This window comes from Paenibacillus sp. R14(2021), assembly GCF_019431355.1.
Taxonomy (GTDB): Bacteria; Bacillota; Bacilli; order Paenibacillales; family Paenibacillaceae; genus Paenibacillus_Z.
Genome location: NZ_CP080269.1, coordinates 3793385 through 3806241, shown reverse-complemented (window position 1 = coordinate 3806241; position 12857 = coordinate 3793385). Strand labels below are relative to the sequence as shown.

The window sequence follows — 12857 nt, the reverse complement described above, 5'->3', positions numbered from 1 at the left end:
AAGCATGAAAACAATTGGAATTGGCATCATTGGAGCAGGACGCATTGGTCGTCTGCACGCGGAAAACTTGATTCGGATGAAAGGCGTTAGGGTCGTCGCGATCTCGGATTTGTTCCCGGAGCCGGCGCAGGAATGGGCAGCCTCCATCGGCATCCCGCAAGTAAGCGGCGATTACCGCGAGCTGCTGCAGAACGAAGCTGTCGACGCGATCCTGATCTGCTCGCCGACAGGTACGCACGTAGACATCATTACAGAAGCGGCGCAGGCAGGCAAAGCGATCTTCTGCGAGAAGCCCGTATCGCTCGAGCTCGAGCGTACGTTCACGGCGATCGAAGCGGCCGAGAAGGCCGGCGTACCGCTGCAAATCGGCTTTAACCGCCGGTTCGACCCGAACTTCCGCAAAGTGAAAGACTATATCGAGCAAGGCCGGATCGGCGATATCCATTCCGTCAAAATCACGTCCCGCGACCCGAACCCCCCATCCCCGGACTATGTCAAATCGTCCGGCGGCCTATTCCTCGACATGGCCATCCACGATTTCGACATGGCCCGCTATTTGAGCGGCAGCGAGATTACGGAAGTGTACGCGGTGGGCGGCGTGCTGATCGATCCAGCCATCGGCGAGATGGGCGATATCGATTCGGCGATGATTTCTTTGAAATTCAAGAACGGCGCATTCGGCAGCATCGACAACAGCCGCAAAGCGTGCTACGGCTACGATCAGCGCGTGGAAGTGTTCGGCGCGGGCGGCTGCCTGACGGCAGACAACGACTTCTCGAACAACGTAAGGCTATTCGACGGTTCGGGCATTCACAGCGAGAAGCCAAAATATTTCTTCCTCGAGCGTTACAGCGCCTCGTATGTACAGGAAATCGATGATTTCCTCGCGGCGGTAAGAGGCGAGCGCGAAGTGCCGGTTCAAGGCCGCGACGGGCTGCAGGCGGAGCTGGCGGCGCGCGCTGCCCGTATTTCCTTGCTTGAAGGCCGTCCGGTGAAAATTTCGGAGGTAGAGAACGCCATAAAGGAGGCTGCTGCACAATGAGTACGATACGCCTGACGATGGCGCAAGCGCTGCTGCGCTACTTGGATGCACAGTATGTGGAGATTGACGGCGAAGAGCGGAAATTCGTAACCGGCGTCATGGGGATTTTCGGCCATGGCAACGTGACAGGAATCGGCGAAGCACTGGAGCGGAGCCGCGGCTCGCTCGATTTCATTCAAGGCAAGAACGAGCAGGGCATGGCGCACGCGGCGGCGGCTTACGCGAAGCAGAACAGCCGGCTGGCGATCTACGCCTGCACCTCGTCCATCGGACCGGGCGCGCTCAACATGGTTACGGCAGCCGCGACGGCAACCGTGAACCGCATTCCGCTGCTGCTGCTGCCCGGCGATATTTTCGCCGACCGGCAGCCCGATCCGGTGCTGCAGCAGATCGAGCACCCGATGGATTACACGATATCGGCCAACGATGCATTCAAGCCGGTCAGCCGCTATTGGGACCGGATCACGCGTCCCGAGCAGCTGATGAGCGCGATGACGCAGGCGATGCGCGTGCTGACGGACCCGGCCGACACTGGCGCAGTGACGATTGCACTGCCGCAGGACGTGCAGGCCGAAGCGTACGACTATCCGGAAGCCTTCTTCCGTAAGCGGGTGCACAGCATTGACCGCCGGCCGCCGGCTGCACCCGCGCTGGCGCGCGCCGTGAAGCTGATCGCGGGCAAGAAGCGCCCGGTCATTATCGCGGGCGGCGGCGTTCATTATGCGCTGGCCGCAGCGGAACTGCAGCGCTTTGCCGAACGGTTCGGCATCCCCGTCATGGAAACGCAGGCAGGCAAGAGCGTTCTGCCTTGGAATCACCCGTTGAACCTTGGCGCTGCCGGCGTTACGGGTACGCTGGCGGCAAATCGGACATTGGCGGAAGCCGATCTGGTGCTGGCGGTCGGCACGCGCCTCTCGGACTTCACGACCGCGTCCAAGACGGCGTTCGCGAATCCGAACGCGGAGCTGCTCAGCATCAACGTTGCGGCACTCGACGTGCACAAGCTGGATGGCACGCCGCTGCTGGCCGATGCCAAGCTGGCGCTTGAAGGCCTGTCCGAGCAGCTCGCGCTGCTAGACTATCGCACAGGGCATGACGGGGCTGAGCTGGCCGCGCGCAAAGCGGCATGGGACGCGGAAGTAGACCGCTTGTATGCGCTCGAGAGCGCGGACGGACTAACGCAAACCCGTGCGCTCGGCGTGATCAATGATTTCATCAGCAAGGACGATGTTATCGTCTGCGCGGCAGGCAGCCTGCCCGGCGACCTGCACCGCTTGTGGCGCCCGGGCAAGCCGCAAACCTACCATATGGAATACGGCTTCTCGTGCATGGGCTACGAGGTGGCAGGATCGTTCGGCGCGAAGCTTGCCCGCGACAAGGGCGAAGTGTACACGATAATTGGCGACGGCAGCTTCCTGATGATGCATTCCGAGCTCGTAACCAGCCTGCAGGAGAAGCAGAAAATAACGGTCTTATTGTTTGATAACCATGGCTTCCAGTGCATTCATAATCTGCAGCGCGGTCACGGCAGCGATGGCTTCGGTAATGAATTCCGGTATAAGGAAGCGGGCGTGCTGGGCGGCGATGCGCTGCCGATCGATTTCCGCATGCTTGCGGCCAGCCTTGGCTGCGCGGCGTTCTCGGCTACGGATGCGGCATCGCTCCGTACGGCCTTGGAGCAGGCAGCGGCGGTTGACCGCTCCGCGCTCGTGCACATTTCGGTGCTGCCGGGCACGAACACGGACGGCTACGAATCATGGTGGCGCGTTGACGGCGCCGAAGTTTCAGTAAGCGCGAAGGTAGCCGAAACGGCCAAAGCAAATGCGCAAATCCGCAGCACCGCCCGGCCGATCTAAGGATCGAGCGCGGCGATTATATACTGAACGGAGAAGGAGAGGATAACATGCGTCCAATCGCAGAACGAGTAAAGCTGGGTATCTCCGCGATCAATTGGGTCAACGAGGATATGCATGAGCTCGGCGATCATTATACATTCGAGGATCTGATGCGCGATTTCACATCGCTTGGCTTCGAGGGCACGGAAATGTGCCGCAAATTCCCCCAAACGGCCGCAGGCGTCCGCGAGGCGCTCGGCGAACACGGCCTGAAGCTGGGTTCCTGGTGGCGCGGCGTGCAGTTCGCAGAGCCGGCTTTCCGGGAGGAAGAGCTTGCGGCGTACCGCAGGCATGCCGAATTCCTCAAGGAAGCGGGTGCCAGCCATGTTGTCACCTGCGAGGTATGGGGCGCGCCGCATGCGGATCCCGCCGCGTTCAAGGAACGCGTCATTCTTAGCGACGAGCAATGGAAGAACCTCGCGGAGGGTCTGAACGCTGCGGGCGAGATTTGCCGCGGGCTCGGCATGAAGCTGGTTTATCATTATCACGCGGGCACGGTCGTGGAAGGCCCGGCGGAAATCGAACGCCTCATGGCGATGACCGATCCGGCGCTTGTCCACCTGCTGCTCGATACAGGGCATGCCGTGTACGGCGGGGGCAATCCGGCTGTCTACGCGGAGCAGTTCAAGGACCGCATCGCTTACGTGCACGTGAAGGACGTCCGTCCGGATGTGCTGGAGCAAGCGCGCCGCGAGAACTGGGATTTCCTGACCCGCGTGAAGAAGGGCGTCTTCACGGTGCCGGGCGACGGCTGCGTTGACTTCGCATCCGTGCTCCGTCAATTGGACGCGAACGGCTACGAGGGCTGGATGATTCTCGAAGCGGAGCAGGATCCTTCCGTGGCGGAGCCGGTCAGCTACGCCGCAAAAGGCAAGGCACATCTGCTCGCGCTGCTGAGCGAAGGCAAAGGAGGCGACCGAGCATGAGTGATTTGATCGTACGTCCGTCCACGCCGGATGAGGAAGGCAACGTGCTCCGAATTACGCCTGAATCCGCAGGCTGGCAGTATGTCGGCTTCGAAGTATACCGCTTGAAGCCGGGACAATCGCTGGAGCGGCAGACGGAAGGCATGGAAGTATGTCTTGTGCTGCTGAGCGGCTTGGCCGATGCGGAAGCAGACGGGCAGAGCTGGAGCAACATCGGCCGCCGGATGGATATTTTCGAAGGCATCCCGCCGTATTCGGTGTACGTACCTTCGCAGAACAGCTACCGCATCACGGCGCTAACCGACGTTGAGCTCGCCGTGTGCGCCGCTCCGGGTCAAGGCGGGCATCCAGCCCGTCTCATCGCGCCGGAGCAGGTCGGCGTCGAGCCTCGCGGCTACGGCAATATGACGCGCCGCGTGCAAAATATTTTGCCAGAGGGGGAGCCTGCGGACAGCCTGCTGGTTGTGGAAGTGTTCACACCGAACGGCAACTGGTCCAGCTACCCGCCGCATAAGCATGATCAAAACAACCTGCCGGCGGAATCTTACCTGGAGGAAACGTACTACCACCGCGTCAACCCGGGCAAGGGCTTCGCGGTACAGCGCGTCTATACGGACGATCTATCGCTCGATGAGACCCTTACGGTTCGGAGCGGAGAAGCGGTCTTGGTGCCTCGCGGCTATCATCCCGTATCCGCCGCGCCGGGTTATGACAGCTATTATCTGAACGTCATGGCGGGTCCGGTCCGCACGTGGAAATTCCACAACGATCCGGCGCACGAATGGCTGTTTCCGAAACCGAAGGAGGGCTGAACCATGAGCAGCGGAATTACATTTCCAAGCGGCCGCAGGCTGGACTTCGTCAGCATCGGCCGGCTGTGCATCGATTTGAATGCCAATGAGATTCACCGGCCGCTCGAGGATACGATTACGTTTACCCGTTACCTCGGCGGTTCGCCGGCGAATATTACGGTCGCGCTGGCTAGGCTTGGCGCTAAGACCGGCTTTATCGGCAAGATCGCAAACGACGGCTTCGGCCGCTTCATTAGACGTTACTTGGAGCAGCACGAGATCGACACAACCTCGGTCGTGGACGATATGACTGGTGCGGTTACGGGCCTTGCATTCACGGAGATCAAGTCGCCGACGGACTGCAGCATTCTCATGTACCGCGATAACGTCGCCGATCTGAAACTCACGCCCGGCGAAGTCAGCGAGGAGCTGATCGCCTCCGCCAAGGCGCTGGTCGTCTCCGGCACGGCACTCGCGGCAAGCCCTTCGCGCGAAGCGGTATTCACTGCGATCGGGTACGCCCGCAAGCACGGCACGAAGATTATTTACGATATCGATTATCGTCCTTATACTTGGGCGAACCGGGATGAAGTTCAAGTGTACTGCGCGCTTGCGGCGGAGCAAGCGGACGTGATCTTCGCCGGCATCGAGGAATTCTCGCTGCTTGAACCGAAGACGGACGCGCCGTTCGACGAGGCGGCCGTCGTGGCGCGCTGGCTCGGACACAAAGCGCAGCTCGTCGTCGTGAAACGCGGCGGCGACGGATCGGTTGCCTATTCCGGAGACGGCTCCGCCTATCCGGGCCGCACCTTCCCGGCAAACGTCGTCAAAACCTTCGGCGCAGGCGATTCCTTCGCCGGTGCGTTCCTGTACGGCCTGCTGCAAGGCTGGCCGCTGCCAAAATGCCAAGATTACGGCGCGGCGGCAGCGCATATCGTCGTATCCAGCCACAGCTGCTCGGACGCCATGCCAACGCGGGCGGAAGTCGAGCAGGTATTGTTGAGAGTCGGAGCCCTGGAGGCCTAGCATACGTGACCCAATCCAGAACTAGGAGTGAAGACCGATGACACAAGTTCAAACCGTATCCAATTTTATCGGAGGGAAATTCGTTCCCTCCCAGTCCGATCGCACAGAAGACGTACCTAACCCGGCAACCGGCGAGACGCTCGTGAGAGTTCCGCTCTCTACGCGCGGCGACTTGGAAGCTGCCGTAGCCGCGGCGCAGGCGGCTTATCCGGCATGGAGCCAAACGCCGGTTCCGCGCAGAGCGCGTATTCTGTTCAAATACCAGCAGCTGCTGGTGGAGCACTGGGATGAGCTCGCCAAGCTGGTTACGCTCGAGAATGGCAAAAGCTACGGCGAAGCGTACGGCGAAGTGCAGCGCGGCATCGAGTGCGTCGAATTTGCGGCAGGCGCGCCGACGCTCATGATGGGCAGCGTGCTGCCGGACATCGCTACGGGCATCGAATCTGCCATGTACCGCTACCCGGTCGGCGTTGTCGGCGGCATCGCGCCGTTCAACTTCCCGATGATGGTGCCGGCGTGGATGTTCCCGCTTGCCATCGCATGCGGCAACACGTTCGTATTGAAGCCGTCCGAGCGGACGCCGCTGACGGCGAACCGCTTGGCGGAATTGTTCACGGAAGCCGGCCTGCCGGACGGCGTGTTCAACATCGTCCACGGCGCGCATGACGTCGTGAACGGCCTGCTGGAGCATGCGGACGTCAAAGCGATCTCCTTCGTAGGCTCGCAGCCTGTCGCGGAATACGTGTACAAAACCGCATCCGCGCACGGCAAACGCGTGCAGGCGCTCGGCGGCGCGAAGAACCATTCCATCGTCATGCCGGATGCCGACTTGGATCTGACGGTCAAAGAAATCACAAACGCCGCTTTCGGCTCCGCGGGCGAGCGCTGCATGGCGTGCTCCGTCGTCGTCGCAGTCGGCGGCGTAGGCGATGCGCTGCTTGCGAAGCTCAAGGAACGCGCCGAAAGCATCCGCATCGGCAACGGCATGGACGAAGGCGTCTTCCTCGGCCCGGTCATCCGCGCGGCGCATAAGGACCGCACGATCGGCTATATCGAGAAGGGCGTCGAGCAAGGCGCGAACCTCGTGCTGGACGGCCGCGAATCGGCTTGCACGAATGAAGCGGGCTATTTCATCGGACCGACGATCTTTGACGGCGTGACGAAAGACATGGCGATTTGGCAGGACGAGATCTTCGCGCCCGTGCTTCAAATCGTGCGTGTCGATACGCTGGAGGAAGCCGTCGCTTGGGCGAACGCATCCGAATTCGCGAACGGCGCCTGCTTGTTCTCGAGCGGCAGCCATGCCGTACGCCAGTTCCGCGAGACGATCGATGCAGGGATGCTGGGCATTAACGTAGGCGTTCCGGCGCCGATGGCGTTCTTCCCGTTCTCCGGCTTCAAGAAATCGTTCTACGGTGATCTTCATGCGAACGGCAAGGACGGCGTGGAGTTCTACACCCGCAAGAAAATGATTGTGGCCCGCTATTAAACATTCGTAGCCGTATTGGAATTATGATACGATGGTCATAAAAAACAGGAGACAAGTGCATGAAGCCGACGATTTACGATGTTGCCCGGCAGGCGGGCGTTTCCATCGCCACGGTGTCCAAGGTCATTAATCGGACCGGCAAAATCAGCGAGAAAACGAGAGAACGCATCTCGGAAATTATGGCGGAGATGGGCTATGCGCCGAATTTGGTGGCGACGGCGCTCTCCAGCAAGAAGACGTATATGATTGGCTTGCTGCTGCCGGATATTTCGAATCCTTATTTTGCCGAGCTTGCGCGCAATATCGAGGATCGGGCGCAGGAGCTGGGTTATAATATCGTGATTTGCAATACGGACAACCACGTGGATAAAGAACGTGAATATTTAACCTTTCTCCAGCAAAAAAGCGTGGACGGCATTCTGCTTGCAACCGGTCTTGCCCATCCGGAATCGCTGGGGCTCGTCACGGGTAAGAACCTTCCGATTACGGTCATTGCCCGCGAGGTGCCGCGGTCGCCGGTGAATACCGTGCTTGTCGACGATTTCATGGGCGGGTATCTGGCCGCGGCCCACTTGCTCGAGCTCGGCCACCGGGACATCGCGATCATCGTAGAGAGCATGGATCTAGAAAGCTCCCGCCAGCGGTTGAAGGGCTATCGGGCGGCGCTTGAGGAGCATGGCGGCGTGTTCGACGAGAAATGGGTCGCGGTCAGCGATTTCACCGTCGCCTCCGGCATGGAGGTAGCGGGCGGCCTGCTGGATGCGGCGGTTCGGCCTACGGCGGTATTCGCCTGCAATGACCTGCTGGCAATCGGCACGATTCAAGCTGCGCGAGCGCGGGGCATATCCGTGCCCGGAGAATTGTCCGTTGTCGGGTTCGACAACACGTTTCTGTGCGGTATCATTGACCCTGCGCTTACGACGGTGGGACAGCCGATCCGCGAGCTTGGGCGCCAAGCGGTCGATCTGCTGCACAAGCAGATGGGCGGGGACGAGCTTGCGCGGCAGCGGGTCGTATTGCTGCCGGAGCTGGTCGTACGGTCATCGACACAGCCGCTAGGCGGACCGGATAAAGCTAAATAGAGACAACGACACCGTAAGAGCTGCAGCTGCGCAGATCTTGCGGTGTTTTTTTGTGCGGCTCTAATCGAGAAAATTTTCCAACTTATGCAACATTAAGATTTCCGCTGCGTTATGAAGGGTAGAGGAAGACAACATGTTCCGGCTATCTGTTTGTGACAGGGAAATTGCGAATCGTTGGGAGCTGCGGAATGATCAGAAGAGAGAGAATAGCCGATCTGGATTTGATGAGAGGCATCGCGATTTTGGCGGTTGTTGCGATTCACATGACCTCGTATGCGACAGCATTTCTGCCCGTGGATTCGATATTGTACCCGGTTTATTTTGTGCTGAACGCAGGGTCTCATTTTGCCGTTCCCGCTTTCCTGTTCCTGAGCGCGCTGCTGCTCTTCTATCATTATGACGGTGCTGCCGGCATTAAGTGGCTGCCGTTCTACCGGAAGCGGGTGCAGCGAATTGCCGTTCCCTATCTCTTTTGGTCGGTGATTTTCTCCGCGGCGGTCTTCTACATCCAGCGAACGCCGCTGCAAGAGGGCTTCTACCGTTTCCTGAAAGGACTTCCTTACGGAGGAAGCTACGAGCATCTCTATTTTATCCTCATCATTGCGCAGTTCTATGCGATATTCCCGTGCCTGCTGCTCCTGAGCCGCGTGAAATGGGTGAGCAGGCATCCGCTTCTCGCCGGCGCTGGTCTGCAGGTCTGTATGTACGTCCTGAATTATTACATGCTGCATATGAGCAGGAGCGGCAGCTTCATCGGCACGTATTCGCTGTATCTATTTCTGGGCATTTATGCGGCGAAGCAGCTGAAGACGGCTGAGCATGCCGCAACGAAGCAGGCGAGGCCGGCTTCGTTCAGTGTGCTGCTCGCGGGTTTCCTGCTCGCCGGAGCGGCGTATGTCGGTCAGATGTGGCTTCAGAAAACCACACCTCACTGGCTTCCGCAGCCGTATCTCTCCTATGTGCATTTTGCTTCGGATTACAGCTATGCAGCAATCAGCTGCTTGTTCCTGCTGCGCGCGGCTTCGCTGTTCGGGTCGAATGGCGCTGCGCGGGCGGGGCTGCGTTCGCTTGGGAGGCATGCGTTCGGCATTTATTTCATGCATCCGCTCGTCCTGCTGCTCTGGCGCTCGAAGGTGATGAACAACGGAGCGATCACGTACCATCTGCTGACGTGGACCGGCGGGCTTGCCGCGCTCCTGCTGTCCTGGGCGGGAACGGCGGCGATCGCTAGGACGAGGCTTGCTCCGTTTGTGATTGGGGAGCCGCGGCATGAGCAGTCACGGTCGCTGTTTGGGTTCATGCGCAAAATCAAATACCGCGGCCTTGGCGGCTGACAGCTTTTTCTCTTTCTTTCCGCAAAACAGCAGCAGGCCAGGACGCATCTCCGCGTTCCGGACTGCTGCTGTTTTGGCTTCTCGTCAGTCTGTCATCAAGCCGGGCGGTAGTTTCACCGCCAGCAGCTTGCCGCCCGTTCGAATGTAGATCATATTGCCGGATTTCAGCGTCGATTCGAAATCGCGGGTGGCTGTCTTTACGCTGAAGACAGGCTGAAATGTCGCAAAATTGTACGCATCCAGCGTACCGTCCGCGCGGGCGACGAACAGGCCGTTACCGTACAGATCCGTCTGGACCGCTTGAATGCCTTGCGGGAAGCCGCTGATTTGACCGTTTACCGTCTTTAACACCGCCATTGAATAGTTGTGCACGTTTTGGTAAAGCAGCCTTCCGCCGTGGAGTCTGTACAGCGGCTGGTAGTCCCGCGCGTTCGGCGCGGACCAGCGTTGTACCGGCTTGCTGGCAGGAGAGTAGGCGGTAAAGTCGTATTTGGCAACGGCTTGATCCTGATAGACGTATAGGTCGTCGCCGCTCAGGAAGGCAGATCCGTTAGGGCCGCCGAATCGGTACTGGCCGGGTACCTCTGGCTGCGTTGTCCATTGGTATATGCGTTCACCCTTTAACGCGCCGGTCCTTAGATTCATGACCGCGATGTGCAGGCTCTTATTGACGGGATCGTTGTCTCCGATCATGAACTGGTCCATTACGGAGTAGAGGAGTCCACCCTTCACGGCGAGCGGTAATTGCTGGCGGAATGATTTCCACAGCTGCTTGCCCGTCGATTTATCGTAAGCATTGATTTGGCTCGATGACAGAGCTCCCTGTACCGTATAACCGCGCAAAACGACGCCGTCCTCTTCCCTGACATCGGAGAAGCCGGCCTCATAGGAGCCGTCCGTTTCCGTTGTCTTCCAGCGCAGCTTGCCAGTAGCCCGGTCAAGCGCGAAGAGCGTCAGATTCTGCGTCACATAGACGGTATCGCCGACAGGACGTATGTTGTCAGCTTTGTCGGCGTGTATGACTGAGATCCATTTCTTGCCCCCTCCGGCGCTTAAAGCGAAGACTGCGCCTTCCTTCGTAAGGCCGTAAACGATGCCCTGATCATAGACCAGTACCGGCTTCAAGTCTGCGCCGAATTTCCAAAGCTTCCGCCCGCTAGCGCCGTCGTAGGCGGCGAGCTGTCCGCCCGTTATAAGCGCAAACACGCGTCCTTGTTCGGCGAGCGCTGCCGTAACGGTCGTGCCGTACGGATCAAACGTTGCAAGCGGCAGGCTCCACAGCGGCTTTATCGCGGGAGCGGACACTGCGTTATACATCGGAGTCGAGCTGTTAAGGACAGGCTTCTCGGCGTGAACGGCTGCCGTACCAGGCAAGCCAGAGGCCAGAATAGTGGCGGTCAAGCTGAGAACGGCGATCATTTTCATGGTTTTACCCCAATAACAGACATTCAGAACAGCACCTTTCCATCCCTTTTGTTTCTTAATTATGTAATAATTCCTAAGCCTGCTTATTTAAACGCAGACATATTCAAAAAGGTTGCAGGAGAGGGATCTTCGGGAACAACAGGATGCAGACGTTACATATTTTCTTCACAAATAAAGTTTCTTGCAGGAAAAAGCGCGTTTTTTGTCGAATAGAGGCGGTAACGGGATGAAAGGGGGCATAACGATGCTCCGATCACAAGGGTATTCCATTCGATTTATGGTAAGCGCGATCGTTGTCGCCGCCGTTCTTATAACGCTCTGCGTGAGCAGTATCATCGGCTATCGGAACGAGAAGGCGTCGCTGATCGCGATGACCTTCCAGCTGAACGGCATGTACACGGACAAGATTGCCGATACGGTCAATGAGCTGTTCACAGGCATGAAGAGCAATTTGGAAGTATACGCCGAAGACTTGGGCAAGAATGGCCTGGAACGCACGAATCTTGACAGTCAAGTGGCGATCATTCAGCGGACTAATCCGCTGTTTAAGTCGATCGTGCTCGTGGACAAGCACGGCAAGGTGCTGAGCATTGAGCCGGCGAACAAGCAGCTTATGGGCGTTACGCTCGTGTCGAAAGGCGCCAAGGAGGCGCTTCGCGAGCAGCGGCCGCTCATCTCAGACCCTTACATCGGCGCGACGAATCAGCTCATATTGATGGTCAGTCAGCCCATTCGAAACGTGAAGGGCGAATATCTCGGCTATATCGGCGGCACCATCCGCCTGCATGAACCGAATTTATTGAACACGATGCTCGGAGACGAGAGGCAGGAGGACGGCTCTTACGCTTATGTCGTGAGCGCTACGGGGACGCTGATCTATCATCCGGAGCAGGACCGAATCGGTGAGCAGATCCTGCAGAATTCCGTCGTTCGCGAGCTGGTCGCTGGACGAAGCGGCAGCCGGCGCGTCATCAATTCCAAAGGCGTGGACATGCTGGCGAGCTATACATATATCAAAGAAACGGGCTGGGGCATCGTGTCCCAAACGCCGACGGCCGTGGTGCTGAAAGCATCCAAGAAACCGATTTTCCACGCGATTTCTTATGTCTTGCCCATCATGCTTGTCATTCTGCTGGCGATTTATTGGGTCATTGGCAAAATGTCGGAGCCGCTCACGAAGCTGGCTCAGTTTGCGGCGCTGCTCACCTCGAATAAGCCGCTGCGCGATGAGGTGCCGCGCATTAACTCCTGGAATAGGGAAGCGAATGCGCTGCACCGCGCCTTTCACGTGGCAGCCGCTCATCTCCGGAACCAGCTGGAGCATCTGTCTCAGGAAGCACAGACGGATGCGTTGACGGGACTGTACAATCGGCGGACCATGGATCTGTACATGAAGACGTGGATTGGGCAGGGGCTGCCGTTTGCGCTTCTCGTGCTCGATCTCGATAAATTCAAACAGGTCAATGATACGTACGGCCATGAGATGGGCGACAAAGTGTTGAAGTTTCTTGCGGCGAACATGCGGACTCATCTGGAGAAAAGCCATATTTGCTGCCGCTTCGGCGGCGAGGAGTTCGTGGCGCTGATGCCGGAAGCTGATTTGGACACGGCGCAGCGGTATGCGGAGACGCTGCGCGCAGTCATGGCGGAGACGGACAGCCCTGTCGGCAGGCCGGTTACCCTGTCGATTGGCGTGGCGCGTTTCCCGGAAAGCGCACACGGGCCGGAGGCGCTGTTCCGCATTGCGGACGAAGCGCTTTACCGGGCCAAGCATCTTGGCCGCAATCGTGTCGAAATGGTAGCGGAAGTGCATGCGCTCCGTACGATGAACGAAGCTTAAATCGCAG

Annotated in this window: 10 protein-coding genes; 9 read left to right on the top strand and 1 reads right to left on the bottom strand. The window is 58.8% G+C overall.

Annotated features, from left to right (window positions below; all coding sequences use genetic code 11):
- The first annotated feature begins 4 nt into the window (after positions 1-4).
- The 8 genes from iolG (at position 5) to KXU80_RS17665 (ending at position 9585) form a co-directional block, all read left to right on the top strand.
- A complete protein-coding gene (gene iolG / locus KXU80_RS17700) occupies positions 5-1042 on the top strand; it encodes an inositol 2-dehydrogenase (RefSeq protein WP_219834538.1) in 1038 nt (345 codons plus the stop codon).
- Complete coding sequence (gene iolD / locus KXU80_RS17695; RefSeq protein WP_219834537.1) at positions 1039-2898, top strand: 3D-(3,5/4)-trihydroxycyclohexane-1,2-dione acylhydrolase (decyclizing); 1860 nt, start codon at positions 1039-1041, stop codon at positions 2896-2898. The genes iolG and iolD overlap by 4 nt, the downstream gene beginning before the upstream one ends.
- Positions 2899-2945: 47 nt before the next feature.
- Positions 2946-3863, top strand: coding sequence for a myo-inosose-2 dehydratase (gene iolE / locus KXU80_RS17690; protein ID WP_219834536.1), 918 nt, complete (start codon positions 2946-2948; stop codon positions 3861-3863).
- Entirely contained in the window at positions 3860-4675 is an 816-nt protein-coding gene (gene iolB / locus KXU80_RS17685) for a 5-deoxy-glucuronate isomerase (protein ID WP_219834535.1), read from the top strand. The genes iolE and iolB overlap by 4 nt, the downstream gene beginning before the upstream one ends.
- Positions 4676-4678: 3 nt before the next feature.
- A complete protein-coding gene (gene iolC, locus KXU80_RS17680) occupies positions 4679-5680 on the top strand; it encodes a 5-dehydro-2-deoxygluconokinase (RefSeq protein ID WP_219834534.1) in 1002 nt (333 codons plus the stop codon).
- Positions 5681-5717: 37 nt separating this feature from the next.
- Positions 5718-7169: a CoA-acylating methylmalonate-semialdehyde dehydrogenase gene (locus tag KXU80_RS17675; RefSeq protein WP_219834533.1), complete on the top strand. Its 1452-nt coding sequence runs from the start codon at positions 5718-5720 to the stop codon at positions 7167-7169.
- A gap of 59 nt (positions 7170-7228) precedes the next feature.
- Positions 7229-8251 carry a LacI family DNA-binding transcriptional regulator gene (locus KXU80_RS17670; protein WP_219834532.1) on the top strand — a complete coding sequence of 341 codons (1023 nt, stop codon included), beginning with the start codon at positions 7229-7231 and terminating at the stop codon, positions 8249-8251.
- Positions 8252-8439: 188 nt separating this feature from the next.
- Entirely contained in the window at positions 8440-9585 is a 1146-nt protein-coding gene (locus tag KXU80_RS17665) for an acyltransferase (protein WP_219834531.1), read from the top strand.
- An 84-nt stretch (positions 9586-9669) separates the two neighbouring features.
- Here KXU80_RS17665 and KXU80_RS17660 read toward each other — a convergent pair whose 3' ends face one another.
- The gene (locus KXU80_RS17660; protein ID WP_219834530.1) at positions 9670-11010 is read right to left on the bottom strand and encodes an outer membrane protein assembly factor BamB family protein; all 1341 of its coding nucleotides are present in this window, start codon (positions 11008-11010) and stop codon (positions 9670-9672) included.
- Between the two features lie 244 nt (positions 11011-11254).
- On the opposite strand from KXU80_RS17660, the gene KXU80_RS17655 reads away from it, so the two are divergent.
- Positions 11255-12850: a sensor domain-containing diguanylate cyclase gene (locus tag KXU80_RS17655; protein ID WP_219834529.1), complete on the top strand. Its 1596-nt coding sequence runs from the start codon at positions 11255-11257 to the stop codon at positions 12848-12850.
- Positions 12851-12857 lie beyond the last annotated feature (7 nt).